The sequence below is a fragment of the Pseudomonas sp. TH08 genome (assembly GCF_016651275.1).
Lineage (GTDB): Bacteria > Pseudomonadota > Gammaproteobacteria > Pseudomonadales > Pseudomonadaceae > Aquipseudomonas.
In genome coordinates, this window is record NZ_JAEKEE010000002.1 from 603,365 (window position 1) to 622,377 (window position 19,013).

The window sequence follows — 19,013 nt, forward strand, 5'->3', positions numbered from 1 at the left end:
CTCCCGGCCAGCACGCGCCGCTGAACTTGGGTGACTGACCATCCTCGACCGGGTCATTCAGGCCCGGGGCCAAGGGGGGATGGTGACGGTGTGATTAATGCCCGTGGTCAGTTCCAGGCCGAGGGACTGTTTGATCAGAAGGACGCGCTCAAACGTCGGGCCCCATTCCGTCGGCGCCGTGCTTGACCATTGGTTATTCCTCACAACGACGTCGGGCAGGTCTGTGATGCTCCCATCGCCGTTCAACAACTTGACCGTAGCGCCGTCCGTGCCTGTACCGCTGATGGCCGGCTTATAGCCGGAGGTCGATTTCACGTTGCTGACTTCAGGCAGAACTTTGCTGAAGCCGGGTCTTATGGGTGCCGAAGGGATCCAGCCGCTTGCGCCGTCACCCACCTTTTGAATGATGCTGAGCGTGTAACTGCCGAAAGGCCAGTTGGTCGCCGTGGCCTCCCACTTGCCATCCACCACTGGAACAGAAGGTATCGCAGGTGCATCAGGCCCACTGACACGAGTTATCTCGACGGTTGCCCCCGAGTATCCGCTCCCCGCAAATTTTATTGAGCCGTCAGAGGGGGTGTTTATTGAGACATTCGAGACCGGCGCGGGGCGGACTTTGAACGCTCGCGGATCAGTTCTGTCGGAGTGATCGGCGACGCCAGCGACAAACTGTTCTGCCCTCAGACTCAGAGGGCCCGGCGTCATGTCCGGGACAGTGACACGCCATCCTTCTGTGCCCGCTATAGTCGAGCCAGTGGCAACAACACTGTGCTCAACCGTATCGCGCAAAATCTCGACAGTAGCCCCACGCATGCCTTTTGAACCTTCAATTGTGAAGGTTGTATCCACCACTGCGCCTGCATCAGGGGAAAGAATCAAGGGTGTCTGGATGACATCAACCCATACCGGATCGGACTCAATTACAGTGCTATCTACTCGCGCTTTGACAAGCAGCCGAACCGAACCTTCTGGCAAATCGGCATTTGGCGTTATGCTCCATTGACCATTGCTAACGAAAGCATAGCCGTACTCCTTGGTTCCGCCCGGTTCAGTACTGTAAAGAGTGACGATTGAACCGTCCAAACCATTGCCCCGAACTATCGGCGTTTTTCCCACAATCGTACTGTTGGTGGGACTTTCAATATGCGGGGTCAAACGCCGCACCGTAAAAAGGTCAGACCCGTCACTGGTCACGTTTTGAAACCAAACGACAGATAAGCTCATGTTTCTCGGCCTCCCTACCATCGAGACCGGAAATTCAAAGTTGCCGAGCCCATCAGCTCTACCCTCTCCAATAACATCACCAGTCTGGAAGTGTTTACATATCACCCTCTCACGGACCGGGCATCTACTCCCCTTCAAGGAGAATACGTCTCCCACAACCTGGTTGTTATGTTTCGGGTCGAGGACAGGGGCGCGACGTTATAAAGCGTCCACACCTCGGAATACCTATAAGAGTCCGGATACATCACCCATTGCAGAATCCGAAATTGGTTTATCCCGGGGGCAGGATATCTCTGAACGTCAGTTCAAATGACCCATCTCCGCCCATTTGCCGCTCATCACCCAAGTCTGTGTCATTGTAGGCCCCGATAATTTTTACGTTGCGTCTCGCATGGCCACCGCCAGTGACCTTGACGGGGTTTCTCACGCGCTCACCGTAGGAGGGTGTAAGGATGTAAGGCGGTGAGTCGAGGGTTTCGGCATCATCGGATGCACCGTTTACAGGCTCTTCCTCAAAGGTCGCCATGGTCAGTTCCTTCTTGTGGGGGGGCGGGATGGCTTGCCGGAAGCCTTTAAATACGCCCCCGCCCCTGCGCTACGCACCTGTAAAATCTGACAGTCCCGACGAACGGTCACGTACGAAAAATGCCGTTTTGCCCACACCGGCAACGTCCTCATCCGCAGGCTACGCCGGGTTGCGCCTTTGCCTACACATCCCTCAGAATCCGCCGGCTTGTGCGCTTTGCCGATGCCCCGTAACTTGATCCGTGCCGCTGCCAATCAGTGGTCGGGTTTAGTCGCCCGGTGGGTATACGAAGGTGCATAAGCGTCATCAAGTCGGGTATTCCCTATCCCCGCACTCGATGGTGGCTGTGCGCAGGGCGCCCTCGGGCGCGCCGGTTTTTTCGTATTCCTCCCGGTCGACTAACCTGCGTCCAGCCGCCACCCCCTCGTTTAGTCGCGAGACGGTGGCAGCCCCATTAAAAGGAAATACGACATGTGCAAAGAAACGCCGAATCCCCCGAAACCGACGACTCGGTTTCCCCCTACAAATCAGCTCAATCGAAAAAACTCCATGAAGCCGCAGAACGCGCCCTCGACCACTACCTAAAACCCGAACCGCCCTCCCGCAACTCCGTCGATCGCGCCATGCAGATGTTCATGGTCGCCCCCGACATTAACTCCGAAGCCATCGCCATCCAGACCTACGAAACGTTTTCGTCGGTGAGCATTCTGTTGCTGGATCTGGCGGACAGCTTGGAAGACAAGCCGCGGCATCTGGCGATGGCGATTTATCACTTGAGCGAGATGGGGTTGTTGCTGGCGGAGAAGACGCTGGACAGTGAACGGGCGATTGCTATAACCGTTTGAAGATCAAAAGATCGCAGCCTCCGGCAGCTCCTACAGGGTTTACTTCAATCCCATGTAGGAGCTGCCGGAGGCTGCGATCATTTGCTTTTGCAGTTCAGGCCGAGGCCGGCAGCGGCTGAAAACTGAAGTATTGCTTCAAGGCCTGCACCAGTTGCCCATACTCCGGCGGCGGCCGGTGCAGGCTGAAACCCGCGTCGTAATGTTGCGGAGTCGCGTCTTCATGGCACCACAGGCAAAAGGCCGTCAGGTCGATGACCTGTTGGCAGCCTTCATCCATGGGAATTTTCAGACGCAGGGTGAAATCGACACCGGTCATCATCGGCAACTGACTGATGAGCATCAACCCGTCTTCAGACACGTTGCCGAGAAAGCCGATCGGTTTGTCGGTGACGCTGTTGAACACTCTGAGAAAGTACGGCAATTGATGCCGTTCGATTCGGCGGTGGGTAAACATGCGCGGTTCGCCATGCAGGGCTCCATCACAGAGCCGCACTGTGCTTCGGAACGAACCTGTCTTGCAGGTACGCTCTCCCCGCTTCCGGTGTGACGGTCGCCATGACGCCGTCACCTGACTGCTGCCAGTCGCAGGTGTTGCCCCGGTTTAGAGGCCAGGCTCTAAAACGGGGTGATTCGACTATAGCTCAGCTTGTACACGCGGACAGCGTTTGTATGACAACTGCCATCAGAAACGCGTCGGGCTGACCACCGCAGCAGCACTGCGCGTTGGGTAATGGCCCAGGCTCTGCAAGGTTTCCAGGCGGGCACGGGCCCGGTAGGCATATTCGCTGTTGGGGTACGAGGCCATGATGAACTGATAGGTCTGCGCAGCATCGACAAACATTTTCTGCCGCTCAAGGCACTGGCCGCGCATCATCGACACTTCCGGCCACACGTACGGGCGGGCACGGCTGGCGCGCTCGACCTTGGACAGTTCGAGCATGACCTGCTCGCAGTTGCCGCGATCATAAGCGCTGTAGGCGTTGTTCAAATGATGGTTCATCGACCAACGGGTGCAGCCCGTGACGGCGAGGACGCTGAGGGCAAGGGCGGCAATGGGTACGAATCGCATGAGGGTTCTCCTGTCTTGAGCTCTGTATCGACCCTGCGTCGAAAATCTTCAGAACCGTTTGCGCCGATTATCGCGTCGGTGTGGTCGTCGCGTTCAATAAAGAAAACAATAAGTAGTGCAAACGAACAATGACTACACCAACGGAGCATAGTAGCCTCTGCTAGCGCTTGAACTCAGGAGTCTTTGCATGTCCGTCCGTCGTACCAAAATCGTCGCTACCCTTGGCCCGGCCAGTAACTCGCCGGAAGTTCTCGAACAGCTGATTCTGGCTGGTCTGGACGTCGCCCGTCTGAACTTCTCCCACGGCACCCCCGACGAGCACAAGGCTCGCGCGAAGCTGGTGCGTGACATTGCTGCCAAGCACGGCCGCTTCGTTGCCCTGTTGGGTGACCTGCAAGGCCCGAAAATTCGTATCGCCAAATTCGCCAACAAGAAGATCGAGCTGAAGATCGGTGACAAGTTCACCTTCTCCACCAGCCATCCGTTGACCGAAGGCAACCAGCAAGTGGTCGGCATCGACTACCCGGATCTGGTCAAGGACTGCGGCGTGGGCGACGAGCTGCTGCTCGACGACGGTCGTGTGGTCATGCGCGTTGATACCCAAACTGACGACGCATTGCATTGCACCGTGACCATCGGCGGCCCGCTGTCCGACCACAAAGGCATCAACCGTCGCGGCGGCGGTCTGACCGCTCCGGCCCTGACTGAAAAAGACAAGGCCGACATCAAGCTCGCCGCGGAAATGGAAGTCGACTACCTCGCCGTGTCCTTCCCGCGTGACGCTGCCGACATGAACTACGCCCGTCAACTGCGCGACGAGGCCGGCGGTACTGCCTGGCTGGTGGCGAAGATCGAACGCGCTGAAGCCGTGGCCGACGACGAAACCCTCGACGGTCTGATCCAGGCTTCCGACGCGGTGATGGTTGCCCGTGGTGACCTGGGTGTGGAAATCGGCGACGCCGAACTGGTGGGCATTCAGAAGAAAATCATTCTGCACGCACGCCGCCACAACAAGGCTGTGATCGTCGCGACCCAAATGATGGAGTCGATGATCCAGAACCCGATGCCAACCCGCGCTGAAGTGTCCGACGTGGCTAACGCCGTGCTCGACTACACCGACGCCGTGATGCTCTCGGCTGAATCCGCTGCGGGTCTGTACCCACTGGAAGCTGTGCAAGCGATGGCGCGCATCTGCGTCGGCGCTGAAAAGCACCCGACCGGCAAGACGTCCAGCCACCGTATCGGCAAAGTCTTCGAAAGCTGCGACCAGAGCATCGCGCTGGCGGCCATGTATACCGCCAACCACTTCCCGGGTGTGAAGGCGATCATCGCACTGACCGAAAGTGGCTACACGCCGTTGATCATGTCGCGCATCCGTTCTTCGGTGCCGATCTACGCGTTCTCCCCGCACCGCGAGACTCAAGCGCGCGCGGCGATGTTCCGAGGCGTGTACACCGTGCCGTTCGACCCGGCATCGCTGCCGCCGCACGAAGTCAGCCAGAAAGCGATCGACGAGCTGGTCAAGCGCGGCGTTGTGGAGAAAGGCGACTGGGTCATCCTGACCAAAGGCGACAGCTACCACACCACCGGCGGCACCAACGGCATGAAGATCCTGCACGTAGGCGACCCGCAGGTCTGAGTGATCGGCCGCTGAAAAACAAAAGCCCCGGCATGTGAATGCCGGGGCTTTTTGTTTTCTGAGGTAGGAGTTGCCGAAGGCTGCGATCTAGTGCATTTCCTGCTGCTGTCTACTGTCAGGTCTGACAGTAGACGAGGCCTGTATTCGGGCAGCTACTGAGTCGACAATCGTCCACTCAGGGAGAGCCCCATGAATCAGTCAAATCGCTCTGCGCAACAGGCAGGAACACTTGATGAAAGCTTTGCAGACGCCGGCATTTTCCGCCTGAGCCTTCCGTCTCTGGGACGCGAAAGCCTTTTGGCTGGCATCAAGGTCGATATCACCTCCACACGCCTGTATTTCTCAGGCCAGACACGCTCTGGAGTCACTCAGCGACCTTATGTGCTGGGCCGTCTGACACCGGATGGGGAGTTGGATACTGGCTTTGGCAAGGAAGGAATCGCCAGCGGATTTTTTGCCGGCAGCCGCGAGTCCATGGCGCGTTCGATTACCCTTACGAGTGATAGCAAAATTCTTCTGACCGGCACGGTCGGGATGCGCGAACCCGCGTTGGCGCGGTTTTCAACCGACGGTGTGCTCGATACCGGTTTTGGCGATAAGGGCTATGTCATCCTCCCACTGCCCAAAAATGTTGGCGAAGACGCTGTCGTGGAGTCCGTTGACGGCGAACAAGCTTCATCGGGGAACATCGTGCCACTGGACGATGGAAAAACTCTGGTGGTGAAAACCTATGTCATTACGCACCAGGCAGACACTCGGGCCTTCGTCTACTTGCTCAACAATGACGGCTCTCTGGACACCTCCTTCAATCAGAAAGGCTACGTCGAGGTGACTTACCCGGGTGCCACGCCCAGCGACGTGAAACTGCGCAGCGGCTTGATCGATCAGGATGGCAAGATTGTGGTTTGCGGCCAACTGGCACCACGTTCCGGTCTGTCCACCGCCCTTTTTGCGCGCTTCACTCGTGAAGGCAAGCTTGATGCGGATTTCGGCAAGGACGGCTTTGTGACTGTGTCGTTGGCGGATTCCGCCAGTCTCGAATCGATCATTCAGCAACCGAACAATCGACTGCTGGGCATCGGCAGAACCGACAAGTCTGAGGGCCTGCTGATCAGCCTCGAACCGGATGGCACTGCCAATATCCAGTTCAATCGCGGCCAACCCCTGCTGACTCGATTGGACAATGCCCTGACCTATTGGCAAAACGGGGTCATGCAACCGGACGGCAAGATCGTGTTGATAGGCAAATATCAACTGCCGGATAACACTACCCCGGCCGTCGTCGCCAGACTGCTCAGTGACGGCACGTTTGATTCAGCGTTCGCCGGTGTCGGCTGGGTGGGCACCCTTGTTGACGGAACAACGACCTTCAGAGATGTCGCGCTACAGACGGACGGGAAAATCGTCGTTACAGGAGAGCATTTCTCCCCGGATGTTCAAGGTCTGGTTCTGCGCTTTCACGCAAGCAGCTGACTGAAAACCAAGCGTCCTGTCATGTGACTGGCAGGGCTTGCTCCCGAAGACGCCGGTGCAGTCAGCGAAGATCTCAATGCCGTTTGATAAACCCGGTCAACGCCGCCAACGCCTCTGGCGAGCGTAGCCTTTGGGTGAACAAAGCGCCCTCCTCCTCAATCACTTTGCGCAGCAACTCGCGGTCCGGCGCTTTCATCAGTTGTTTGCTGATGCGCACTGCTTCGGCTGGTAACTCGTCGAAACGCAATGCCATTTCCCGCGCCTTGCTCAACGCAGCAGCGCCGCTGCCCAGCGCCTCGGTCGCAATCCCCCACTGCGCAGCCTGTTCACCGCTGAAGCCCTCACCGAGCAACAACAACTCCGCCGCTTTGGCATGCCCGAGCAAGCGCGGCAGGATCAGACTGGAACCAAACTCCGGGCACAAACCAAGATTGACGAACGGCATGCGCAACCGTGCATCGCGGGCCACGTAGACCAGATCGCAATGCAGCAACAACGTGGTGCCGATGCCCACTGCCGCACCGGCCACGGCGGCAATCACCGGTTTGCGGCATTCAAGCAGGTTGAGCATGAAATGAAACGCCGGGCTGTCGAGGTCGCTTGGCGGTTGCTGGATGAAATCAGCGATATCGTTGCCAGCGGTGAAGCACTCGGCGCTTCCGGTGATCAGCACAGCGTTGATTTCGGGGTCACTGTCGGCCTGCTTCAGCGCCTCGGCGAGGCGGTTGTACATGGCGCGGGTCAGGGCGTTTTTCTTGTCGGGGCGGTTGAGGCGCAGGGTGAGCAAACCGCGTTGGCGTTCCAGCAGGATGGCTTCGGTCATAGGCGTCACTCAACATTCCAGGCTGACAAAGTTCAGTGGCGAGGGGATTTATCCCCGCTGGGCTGCGCAGCGGCCCCAACATTTTGTGAGCGCTGCGCACTCAAACGGGGATGAATCCCCTCGCCACACAGTAGTTTCAGCGTTCAACCACGACTGAGGAACACATCGGCCAGCAGTTGATTGCGCGGTAATCCGGCCAGGTACAGACGCTTGGCAAAGGCGTCGACACTGGCGGTCGAACCGCAGACTAAGGCCAGGGTTTGTCGGGAGACAAGGCGCAGTTGCGCCAAAGCGGCGGCTGACTCGGCCGCCGTCCATAGATCGACATTCAGGTTTTCGCGCTGGGCGGCCAGTGCCGCAAGGGGTTTTGCCAGATAGTGCTCTCGCGCATCATGGGCCAGGTGAATGATGCGGATCGCGCCTTGGTGATCCTGGCGCAGAGCTTCGCGCAACACCCCGAACAATGGGCCCAATCCGGTGCCCGCCGCCAGCAGCCACAGCGGTCGGGTGTGCCAGTCCGGGTCGTAATGCAATGCGCCGCCACGCAGTTCGCCGAGGCGGACCGGGTCGCCGATCTGCAACCGCCGCGCCGCATCGCTGAACTCACCCGGCTCGCGGCAATCGAGGTGGAACTCAAGAAAGCGGTCTTCTTCCGGCAAGCTCGCCAACGAATAAGGCCGGGCGATGTGGTTGATCCACAGCACCAGATGTTGCCCGGCGCTGTAGCGTAATGGCCGTTGTGGGGTCAGGCGCAGACGCAGGACGTTGTCGCTGAGCCAGTCCAGTGCTTCGACCACCGCCGGGCGACCATCGGCGACCGGGTCAAAGGTGTGCACGTGCAAATCTTCAACCACCTGACACTGACAGGCCAGGCGCCAGCCCTGCTGCCGCTGCTCGGCGCTCAAGGCATCCGGACGATTGTCTGCCGGCAAGCCTTGTACGCACTGCACCAGACACGCGTGGCAACTGCCGGCGCGGCAGCTGTATGGCACGGCCACGCCGTTTTGATTGAGGGCATCGAGCAGATTGCTGCCCGGCGCCACCGACCACAGCCGCTCACCGACGCGAAGTTCAGGCATCGACGTTCTCCCACGCGGCCGCACAGCGATTGCGCCCGTCACGCTTGGCCCGATACAGCGCCTGATCGGCGCGCTGCAAAGCGTCGTCCAGATCATCACCCAAGGCCAACAGCGTCATACCGGCCGACAGGCTGAGATTGCGCACACTAAGGCCAATCAACTCAACATCGGTGAAGGCTATTCGCAAACGCTCACAGCAAGCGGTCAAGCGTTCGGCGTCGCAATCGGGCAGCAACACGACAAATTCTTCACCACCATAACGCGCCAGCACGTCGCCATCGCGCAGACACGCCTGCGCGACAGCGGCGAACGCCTGCAACACCTGGTCTCCGGCGGCATGGCCGTGCAGGTCGTTGATGCGCTTGAAATGGTCGAGGTCGATCAACGCCAGGCCATGCACCACATCGCTGTCCAGCGCATTCAGCTCACGTGAGGCCAGGCGCAGAAAGTGCCGGCGATTGAACAGCCCGGTCAGTTCGTCAGTGGCGACCAGGTCTTCGAGTTGGCGCATCATCCCGCGCAGGGTGTCCTGATGCGCCTGCAAGGCAAACCGGCGCTGGCGCATGCGTTGCCGCGAGGTCTGTACAAAGCGCGCGTAAAGCACCAGCCACGCCAGCACCATCGCCAGAATGCCCACCTGTAATGCAGCCAGCGCCGGCTCTGGCAGAAGAAAGTGGTAACCGTCCCAGAGCGTGATCGCGCAGAAACTGAAAAACACCATCAGCGCGCAGCGAATGAACGCGCGTCGACTGAGGTGAAACAGGCCAAACAGCAGGATCAGTACATAAAAAACCAGAAAAGCGCCGCGCGCCTCATCCAGATGGGCAATCAGCCAGGTCTGCCAGCCGAGGCCGAGCAGTACTTGCACTTCGGTCAGGCTGGGGTCGGCGTAACGTTGGTTGCGGCCGGTCCAGAACATCACAAACAGGGCCGCCTGAGTGATCACCACCAGTGCGCTGCCGATGGCTACAGCACTGAGGGTCTGGTCGTAATGCCCGGTAAAAAACGCCAGCCACAGCAGCAGCAGAGCCAATCCGTAGGTGGCCGCAGCAAGGGCAAAACGTTTGAGCAGAAGACGTTGAATAGCGTTATGGGTCAATCGTTGACTCACCGTGCGATAGGAGGCTGACCGAGTGTCCTACTCTACAGACCGGCTGCCACTTTAGTGGCGTAGTCGATAAATGACCACCGATTTTCGGGCTCGAAATTTGACGTCAAAAGTGCGGCCTGCCTCACTTGAAACACGGCCAGTATGAGGCTCCCTGTGGCGAGGGGATTCATCCCCGATGGGCTGCGCAGCGGCCCTCCGAGATCTTTCAGGCAAACCGGGTGCACAGTATTTACGACTGCTGCGCAGCCGGACGGGGATAAATCCCCTCACCGCAACGGTTATCCGACCAAAAGCCAATGTGTGCGCCTCACCGAGGCGCGGTATACTGCCGCGCCTTTTTAGCGTCGCGCCAGCAGCCCCGGCGTGCCCGGCCCAAAGGGCCAGCTTCAAGTTGCAAGCTCCAAGCCGCCAGCTCAAGCAGTCCGCGTACTGCTTCAACTTGCCGCTCAAAGCTTGATGCTCAAAGCTGCCCCATAGAATGTTCCCGTCTTTTAGAGGAGCGCGACTCATGACCGTGATCAAGCAAGACGACCTGATTCAGAGCGTTGCCGACGCCCTGCAGTTCATTTCCTATTACCACCCCGTGGATTTCATCCAGGCGATGCACGAAGCCTACCTGCGCGAAGAATCGCCAGCAGCCCGTGACTCGATGGCGCAAATCCTGATCAACTCGCGCATGTGTGCCACCGGCCACCGTCCGATCTGCCAGGACACCGGTATCGTTACCGTGTTCGTGCGCGTCGGCATGGACGTGCGTTGGGATGGCGCCACCATGGGCCTGGACGACATGATCAACGAAGGCGTGCGTCGCGCCTACAACCTGCCGGAAAACGTCCTGCGTGCCTCGATCCTCGCCGACCCGGCGGGCGCTCGTAAAAACACCAAGGACAACACCCCGGCCGTCATTCACTACTCCATCGTCCCGGGCAACACCGTGGAAGTGGACGTGGCGGCCAAGGGCGGCGGTTCCGAGAACAAGTCGAAAATGGCCATGCTCAACCCGTCCGACTCGATCGTCGACTGGGTGCTGAAAACCGTTCCGACCATGGGCGCCGGCTGGTGCCCTCCGGGCATGCTCGGTATTGGCATCGGCGGCACCGCCGAGAAAGCTGCAGTGATGGCCAAAGAAGTGTTGATGGAATCCATCGACATTCACGAGCTGAAAGCCCGTGGCCCACAGAACCGCATCGAAGAAATGCGTCTGGAGCTATTCGAGAAGGTCAACCAGTTGGGCATCGGCGCCCAGGGCCTCGGTGGCCTGACCACCGTGCTCGACGTGAAGATCATGGACTACCCGACCCACGCCGCCTCCTTGCCGGTGTGCATGATCCCGAACTGCGCCGCCACCCGTCACGCGCACTTTGTGCTCGACGGTTCCGGCCCGGCCTCGCTGGAAGCGCCACCGCTGGACGCCTACCCGGAAATCGTCTGGGAAGCCGGCCCATCGGCCCGTCGCGTCAACCTCGACACCCTGACCCCGGAAGACGTGCAGAGCTGGAAGCCGGGCGAAACCGTCCTGCTCAACGGCAAAATGCTCACCGGTCGCGACGCGGCGCACAAGCGCATGGTCGAGATGCTCAACAAGGGTGAAACCCTGCCGGTAGACCTGAAAGGTCGCTTCATCTACTACGTCGGCCCGGTTGATCCGGTCGGTGACGAAGTGGTGGGCCCGGCAGGCCCGACCACCGCGACGCGGATGGACAAGTTCACCCGTCAGATCCTTGAGCAAACCGGCTTGCTGGGCATGATCGGCAAATCCGAGCGCGGCCCGACCGCGATCGAAGCGATCAAGGACAACAAAGCCGTGTACCTGATGGCCGTCGGCGGCGCTGCTTACCTGGTCGCGCAAGCGATCAAGAAGTCGAAAGTGCTGGCGTTTGCCGAACTGGGCATGGAAGCGATCTACGAGTTCGAGGTCAAGGACATGCCGGTCACCGTTGCGGTGGACAGCAAAGGTGAATCGGTACACATCACCGGCCCGGCGATCTGGCAGAAGAAGATCAGCGAAAGCCTGGCGGTAGAAGTGCAGTAAGCGTTTCGCAGCCATAAAAGGCCGGCCGTCACCCGACGAGCCGGCCTTTTTTATCCCTGCCATCCCGTGTAGGAGCTGCCGAAGGCTGCGATCTTTTGATTCTGATCTTAAAAACATAATCAAAAGATCGCAGCCTTCGGCAGCCCCTACATTTGGCATCAGCCATTTGACGATAAAAACAACGACAAAGCATACAAAATGGTCTTGCGCACCTGTCAGATCTGACAGGTTACGACCACACATATTCTTGCTAGCGTCAGTCCACACGCATGTGCGCAATGGAATGACTCATGGCCGACCAAGACCTCAGCATCAGTACACCCGCTATCGCCAAAAGCTCATCGATTGCCACGATCGGCACGAGCTGGGGGGCGGCCGGCCCGACAGGCGCAGCCTCATTCGAGCTGCCCTTGCCAACATCGCCGGGGCGAGGCTTTGACCCACAGCTGTCGCTGACCTACAGCAGCCAGACCGGCAACGGGCCGTTCGGGCTTGGTTGGGATCTGGGGGTGAGTCAGATCAGCCGGCGCACCAACAAGGGCGTGCCGCGTTACACCGATCACGACGAGATCATCGGCCACGATGGCGGGGTGTGGATGCCCGAGCTTGCAGCCGACGGCTCGATCAAGTCGCGTGTCGAAACCCATTACGGCAAAGGCGAAGGCGAAGGTGACGACGACACCAACATCGGTCCCCACCGGGTGGTGCGTTATTGGCCACGGGTCGAAAGCGATTTTTCCCTGCGCGAGCTCTGGCAGCCAACGGACGATCAACCGCCCTTCTGGCTGATCCACGGCGCCGACGGTTCGCTGCATCTGTATGGCAAGACGCCTGACTCACGTCGCGCCGATCCGGATGATCAAGCCAGGATCAGCGCCTGGCTGCTTTGCGAAAGCATGAACGCCCGCGGCGAACACATCTGTTACCTCTACAAAGCCGACGATCAGGATCCTGACCCGATCAATGATTACCGCGCCCAGCGCTATCTGGAGCGGGTGTGCTACGGCAACTTCACCGCGAGCAAAGACCTCTACGCCTGGACGGTGGAAAACCCGACCGAGCTGGATTGGCATTTTCAGTTGTTGTTCGACTATGGCGAACGCACCTTATCGTTGACCGAAGTCCCGGTGTATGGCGGCGACACGTTGCTGCCTTGGCCCGTGCGTCGGGATCCCTTTTCCACCTACGGCCAAGGCTTCGAAATCGGCACCCGTCGACTCTGTCGACAAGTGCTGATGTTTCATCACTTCCCCGTCAGCCTGCGCGGCAAACCGGTGCTGGCCCGACGCCTGTTGCTGGAATATACCGAGGCCACACCCACCTGGTCGTTCAGCCAGATCAGCGCCGCGTTTTATCAGGCCTTCGATGCCAGCGGCAGCGTCGAGGATTCGCCGCCGGTGGAGTTCGCCTACTCGGCCTTCGAGATCAACAAAACCCCGCAGCGCCTGCTTGAATCGGAACATCAGCCAGGCATCGAAGATGGCGGTTTCTATCAGTGCGTCGACCTCTACGGCGAAGGCGTGCCGGGGTTTCTCTGCCGTTACGACCAAAGCTGGTATTACCGTCAACCGCTGCGCGCAACGGCGGGAGGCGATGAAATCGGTTACGGCCCCTGGACAGCGCTGGAGCAGATTCCCGTAGCCAATCGCAGCCGAGCGGTGCAGCAACTGCTCACTGACCTTACCGGTGACGGACGCCTCGACTGGGTCACCGCGCAACCGGGCGCCAGTGGTTTGCGCAGCCTGAATGCGTTGCGTGAGTTCGGCGACTTCACACCCTTCCACGCCTTCCCGCTGGAGTTTTTCCACACGCTGTCACAACTCGGTGACTTCAGCGGCGACGGGCTCAGTTCAATCGCCTTGATCGGGCCGAACTCGGTGCGTTTGTACGCTAACCGACGTGAACACGGTTTCGCCGCGGCAGAAGACGTACCGCATGCCCCTGCCGAAGATCGCCTGCCACTGTTCAGCAATTCGCCCAGCGAACTGGTGCTGCTCGGTAATCTGTTGGGCAGCGACATGCCCGAACTGTGCCGCATCCGCCATGACCACATCACCTGCTGGCCGAACTTGGGCCACGGCCGGTTCGGCAAAGGTCACAAGATCAGCGACCTGCCCTTCACCTATGAACAGTTCGATTCGTCGCGGGTGCGCATCGCCGACCTCGACGGTTCCGGCGCGCCGGCGCTGATCTATCTGAAATCCGACGCGTTCGACATTTATCTCAACCGTGGCGGTAATGGCCTGGTGCAAACGCCGATCAGCGTGCCGTGGCCCGAAGGCGTGCGCTACGACCGTTTCAGCCAGGTGAGTTTTGCCGACCTGCAAGGCCTCGGTTGCGCCAGCCTGATCCTGACCGTGCCGTACATCAAACCGCAGCACTGGCGCTACGATTTCGTCGCCGCCAAACCTTGGCTACTGACTTCCAGCAACAACAACATGGGTTGCAGCGCCAGCGTGATCTATCGCAGTTCCGCGCAGGAATGGCTGGACGAAAAACAGCAAATACTCAAGCTCAAACGCCTGCCGGTTTCGCATTTGCCGTTCGCGGTGGCCGTGGTCAAAAAACAACAGCAACTGGATGAAATCACCGGCAACTGCCTGACTCAGACCTTCACCTGGCGCGAGGGGGTTTACGACGGCCGGGAACGCGAGTTCCGTGGTTTTGGCCTGTTGCAGCAAACCGACAGCGAAAGCGCCACCGGCGATGATGACGTCGGCTTCAGCCAACCGGTGCGGGTCCACACCTGGTTTCATACCGGGCAAGCGATGGATCGGCCGCGTGATGGCTATTTCAGTGAGGACGCGCACGCCGTCGCACTGGGCAACACACTGTTCAGCTGTTACCACGCCGGTGACGAAATCGATGAGCCGATCGCCCCACACGATGCCGACAGCCAATACCAGATAGCCCGAGCGCTGGTCGGCTCGGTCAGCCGCATCGAAACCTATGCCGATGCGGATATGGATCAAGCGGACATTGCTACACCTTATGCGGTGCAAGAGCGGCGTTATCTGGTGCGCGAAGTCCGGCCCAAAGGGCCATACGAGGCCGCCGTGTTGCTGCCGCTGGTACTGGAAACCATCAGCTATCAGTACGACCGGTTCATCGACGATCCGCTGTGCCGTCACGAGGTCAATCTGCGCTGGAACGACTACGGCCTGTCGACCCATGCGTTGGCTGTGAGCTACCCCCGCAGGCTAGTCGACTCGGATACCCCGCCGTTCAGCGATCCCGATGAACAACAGTGGTGGCGCGACGCCCATGACGAGGCGCAGCAATCTTTCTACATCAGCGAAACCCGCGCGAAATACATCAACCTCTACAGCAATCGCCAACAGTGGCGGCTGGGCCTGCCGTGGCAGCAGCGTGGCAACGCGCTGGTCTTGCCGAAAGGCCCATTGCCAGAGGGACTGTCGGCAAGTGAGGTGTGTTTCGAACAACTGGTGTTGCATCAGGATTCGCCGTACTGGAACACGCAACGGGTTCTGACAACACAGTCGGTGCAGCGTTATCTACAGGCGGATGGCTCGCCGCTGGACGACGGTGTCGCCGAGTTCGAAGCACTGGCCGGGCCGCTGGAACTGGCGCAGATGGACAAGACCGCACTGGATGCCTACAACGTGCTGCCGCCACCGTTCGATATCCGGGCCGAACTGAAAAAGATCGGTTATACGGCCATGCCGTTGCTGTTTGAAACCGAGCCGGACGATGCCGAAGAAAATCTGTGGTCATCGACATTCGGCTACGCCGGGTACGCCGACCTCAAAGGGTTTTATCAGGTACACAGCTACCAGGAAACCCCGAGCCATGGCGTCACCAAAGCCGAGCACGACGACTATCGGCTGGCGATCACCCGCGTCGAGTTGCCGGATGGCTGCACCACCCAGGTCGCCTACGACTACCACGCGCTGCAACCCGTGCGCATCATCGACGCCAACGAGAATATCGAGGAGGCGATTTACGAACCCTCCGGTCAGCCGCTGGCCACCAGTTTCCACGGTACCGAAAACGGTATGACTGCCGGTTTCAAATCGTTGAGCGAGTACCGCCGCCCCGAGGATCATCGCCCGGAGACGGCGATCGCAAATCCGCAAGAGGCGTTGCAAAAAGCCGCCAGCACCGTGCGCAAGGACCTGTTCAGCTGGATGGGGAAAATTGCGCCCGACAACCGCGCCAGCGGCGAATGGATCGCCAACGGTTACATGCTGCCCAGCGGCCATGTTCGTGCCAGCGCGCGCCGGCGACTCGCGCGAAGCGGCAGTCTGCCGGCGGCAGAACAGAACTTGCGCGAAGCGCTCGCAACAACCCGCCGCATGCCGGTGCACAGCGTCGTCCTCAGCGCCGACCGCTACCCCGATGACCCCGTGAAGGCACAGATCCACATCACCAAGGCCTGCGTCGACGGCTTTGGTCGGCCGCTGCAAACCCAGCAATTGGTTGATCCGGGCCTGGCCTATGCGGTGGACGCCGACGGCTCGCTGATCGTTGAAGACGGCCAGTTCGTTGAGGTTCATGCCGATCCACGCTGGCGTATCAGCGAGCGGGTCGAATACAACAACAAAGGCTTGGCGGTGCGACAGTTCCGGCCGTTTTTTGCCAATGCCCACGGTTACATCAACGACCGGTCGCTGCACGATCTGGGGTATTTCGATCAGTTGTTCTATGACCCGCTGGGGCGTGCGGTCAAACGGGTCAACGCCCAGGGCGACTTCTCCCGCGAAACCTATCATCCGTGGTATCACGCCAGTGAGGACTTCAACGACACCGCTGAGCCGGTGCCGCCAGAACGGACCTCACGGCGATGACCGCCACCGTACATGCGCGCACACCCGCACTCGCAGTGAGTGATGGCCGTGGCCTGCCGATTCGTCAGGTCGCCTATTTGCGCAGTGTCGCGGGCAAAGAGGCGACGGCGCTGATAAGCCGTCAGACGCACGATGTACATGGACGGTTGGTGGCGCAATGGGATCCGCGCTTGCCGGTTTCCAGTATCTCGACGGTTCACGGGCTGGCCGGCGAAGCACTGAGCGTCGCCAGTGTCGACGCCGGCTGGCGCCTCAGCCTGCCGGGGCTGGCCGCTGAGCCGCTGCACCGCTGGGACGAACGCGGCGGTCATTGGCGTTCGACCTTCGATGATCAGTTGCGAATAGTGGCGGTCGAGGGCCGTGATGCAACCGATGTCGACACGTTCATTTACGCCGATGCCAGCGCCGATGCCGGACTCAATCTTCGCGGCCAAATGCTGGAACAGAAGGATCCGTCCGGCGCGTTACGCGTGAACAGCTATGCCCTGACCGGCCAACCGTTGAGTGAAACCCGCACATTTCTCGATGGCGAAGCCTTCACCAGTCAGCGCGTTTTCAATCCGTTGGGGGCGGTGCTGGAACAGATCGATGCCGGCGACCATCGCCAGCAATCGAATTACGGTCAGGCCGGGCAGCTCAGGCAGTTGCTACTGCTGGTCAAAGGCCAGACAGAGGAGGAAGCAGTATTGCTCGACGCGCAGTACAACGCCGCCGGGCAGATCATCGAACAACTGGCGGGCAATGGGGTGCGCAGCCGCTGGACTTACGATCCGGCCAATGGTCGCTTGCGCAACCAGTCCAGCCGCAAAGACGCCAAGGCCCTGCAAGATTTCGAATACTTTTACGACCCGGTCGGCAACATTACCCGAATCGACGACCACGCCTTTGCACCGAGCTGGTTTGCCAACCAGCTCGTCGACGGCCACCGCGATTTCAGCTACGACTCGCTGTACCGGCTGATCAGCGCCAGTGGTTACGACGACGGCCCGCTCTCGGACATTCCCGGGCTGCCGCAGCCTATCGATCCGAAAAACCGCCTCAACTACACCCAGATCTACACCTACGATACGGGAGGCAACCTGACTGAACTGGTCCATGAGCGAGCCGGTGCCGGCTACACGCGCCAGATGCGCATTGCCCCGACCAGCAACCGTGGCGTGCGCTGGCAACCGGGCGACCCCGAACCTGTCTTCGACACATTGTTCGACCGCCACGGCAACCTGCTGGCCGTACAACCCGGCCAGCCCCTGCAATGGAACGCCCGCGACGAACTGCAAAGCGTCACCCTGATCCACCGCGAAGGGGGTCAGGATGATGCTGAGTATTATCAATACAGCCAGGGTCAGCGGGTGTTCAAACGCCATGAAACCTTCAGCGACAGTGCCGGACATTTTACTCAGGTGCGCTACCTGCCGGGTCTGGAAATCCGCAACAAGGACAATGGCGAAGAACTGCACGTCATCAGCGTCGGCAATGCACGCTGCCTGCACTGGGCGCAAAAGCCCCCCGCCGACATCGACAACAATCAACTGCGCTACAGCCTCGAAGATCACTTGGGATCCTGCACGATGGAACTGGATCACAACGCGCAAACGATCAGCGAAGAAGGCTACTACCCGTTCGGTGCCACGGCGTGGATGGCTGCCCGTTCGGCGATCGAGGTCAGCTATAAGTTCGTGCGTTATTCGGGCAAGGAAATGGACGTCAGCGGTTTGTATTACTACGGCGCCCGCTACTACGCACCGTGGTTACAGCGCTGGATCACTGCCGATCCGGCGGGTGATGTCGATGGGCCCAATTTGTATGGATTCGTTGGCAACAATCCGCTGCGCTACATCGACGAGTCAGGCTTTGAAAAAACCGAAGCAGAACAGCGCAAGGAAATTGAAGCACTGAGGAAAAATATTAAAGCGGGCTACAAAATAGTCGACAGGGAAGACCAACTGCTCGCCCATCTGTTTTATCCGGAGGACAGGCATGAACAGATAATCAAAAGCACTGTATCCACCGTAGTGACTGGCGCTGTGAAAGCAGGTGCCGGTGCCGTCGGAGCAGCCGTCGGGATGTTGGCAGGGACTATTGTTCTCCCAGGTCCAGGCACAGTTGGCTTCGGCGCCGCTGGAGCGTTCGCCGCCAAAGAAGCCGCCTCCGAAGGCATGAAGCGCCTTGCTAAAAAGACAGGCATGGAGACATCCATTACACCCAAGGCAAAAAACATCTCCTGGCAGAAAGCCAAGGAAAAAAATGTCGAAATGCTCTCTGTTGATTACGCGTCCAATAAAGTCACGGAGTACAACCCGCGATCCAGTGAAGGTCAAAAAACATTTTTAAAAATGGCAGTAAAGAAAGCCTGATCCAAACTGATCGACTTCGGCACGGCTGAA

The 19,013-nt window shown here is 59.4% G+C and carries 12 protein-coding genes and 1 pseudogene; 6 read left to right on the forward strand and 7 right to left on the reverse strand.

The annotated features are described in order from the left end of the window. Positions 1–57 precede the first annotated feature (57 nt). The gene (locus JFT91_RS12430; protein WP_201232528.1) at positions 58–1,224 is read right to left on the reverse strand and encodes an Ig-like domain-containing protein; all 1,167 of its coding nucleotides are present in this window, start codon (positions 1,222–1,224) and stop codon (positions 58–60) included. A gap of 271 nt (positions 1,225–1,495) precedes the next feature. Continuing rightward, a complete protein-coding gene (locus JFT91_RS12435) occupies positions 1,496–1,750 on the reverse strand; it encodes a hypothetical protein (RefSeq protein WP_201232529.1) in 255 nt (84 codons plus the stop codon). A gap of 471 nt (positions 1,751–2,221) precedes the next feature. On the opposite strand from JFT91_RS12435, the pseudogene JFT91_RS12440 reads away from it, so the two are divergent. Then, a pseudogene (locus JFT91_RS12440) lies at positions 2,222–2,595 on the forward strand (DUF6124 family protein). 94 nt (positions 2,596–2,689) lie between these two features. Here JFT91_RS12440 and JFT91_RS12445 read toward each other — a convergent pair. Both JFT91_RS12445 and JFT91_RS12450 read right to left on the reverse strand, forming a co-directional pair. Further along, positions 2,690–3,049: a PilZ domain-containing protein gene (locus tag JFT91_RS12445; RefSeq protein WP_201232530.1), complete on the reverse strand. Its 360-nt coding sequence runs from the start codon at positions 3,047–3,049 to the stop codon at positions 2,690–2,692. A 228-nt stretch (positions 3,050–3,277) separates the two neighbouring features. Then, the gene (locus JFT91_RS12450; protein ID WP_201228283.1) at positions 3,278–3,664 is read right to left on the reverse strand and encodes a tetratricopeptide repeat protein; all 387 of its coding nucleotides are present in this window, start codon (positions 3,662–3,664) and stop codon (positions 3,278–3,280) included. A 187-nt stretch (positions 3,665–3,851) separates the two neighbouring features. Here JFT91_RS12450 and pyk point away from each other — a divergent pair, with 187 nt between their 5' ends. Beyond that, positions 3,852–5,303 (forward strand): pyruvate kinase, encoded by a 1,452-nt coding sequence (gene pyk, locus JFT91_RS12455; protein ID WP_201228284.1) that lies wholly within the window; start codon positions 3,852–3,854, stop codon positions 5,301–5,303. Between the two features lie 189 nt (positions 5,304–5,492). After that, complete coding sequence (locus JFT91_RS12460; protein WP_201232531.1) at positions 5,493–6,776, forward strand: hypothetical protein; 1,284 nt, start codon at positions 5,493–5,495, stop codon at positions 6,774–6,776. A gap of 73 nt (positions 6,777–6,849) precedes the next feature. Here JFT91_RS12460 and JFT91_RS12465 read toward each other — a convergent pair whose 3' ends face one another. The 3 genes from JFT91_RS12465 to JFT91_RS12475 form a co-directional block, all read right to left on the reverse strand. Then, entirely contained in the window at positions 6,850–7,599 is a 750-nt protein-coding gene (locus JFT91_RS12465) for an enoyl-CoA hydratase-related protein (RefSeq protein WP_201232642.1), read from the reverse strand. A 143-nt stretch (positions 7,600–7,742) separates the two neighbouring features. After that, positions 7,743–8,678, reverse strand: coding sequence for an iron-sulfur-binding ferredoxin reductase (locus JFT91_RS12470; RefSeq protein WP_201232532.1), 936 nt, complete (start codon positions 8,676–8,678; stop codon positions 7,743–7,745). Continuing rightward, positions 8,671–9,777: a GGDEF domain-containing protein gene (locus JFT91_RS12475; protein ID WP_201228286.1), complete on the reverse strand. Its 1,107-nt coding sequence runs from the start codon at positions 9,775–9,777 to the stop codon at positions 8,671–8,673. The genes JFT91_RS12470 and JFT91_RS12475 overlap by 8 nt, the downstream gene beginning before the upstream one ends. A 520-nt stretch (positions 9,778–10,297) precedes the next feature. On the opposite strand from JFT91_RS12475, the gene JFT91_RS12480 reads away from it, so the two are divergent. From JFT91_RS12480 to JFT91_RS12490, 3 genes are all read left to right on the forward strand, one after another. Then, entirely contained in the window at positions 10,298–11,821 is a 1,524-nt protein-coding gene (locus JFT91_RS12480) for a fumarate hydratase (RefSeq protein WP_160389258.1), read from the forward strand. Positions 11,822–12,111: 290 nt separating this feature from the next. Further along, positions 12,112–16,629: a SpvB/TcaC N-terminal domain-containing protein gene (locus JFT91_RS12485; protein ID WP_201232533.1), complete on the forward strand. Its 4,518-nt coding sequence runs from the start codon at positions 12,112–12,114 to the stop codon at positions 16,627–16,629. Beyond that, positions 16,626–18,983, forward strand: a complete 2,358-nt coding sequence (locus JFT91_RS12490) for an RHS repeat domain-containing protein (protein ID WP_201232534.1) — start codon at positions 16,626–16,628, stop codon at positions 18,981–18,983. The genes JFT91_RS12485 and JFT91_RS12490 overlap by 4 nt, the downstream gene beginning before the upstream one ends. The last annotated feature ends 30 nt before the right edge of the window (positions 18,984–19,013 follow it).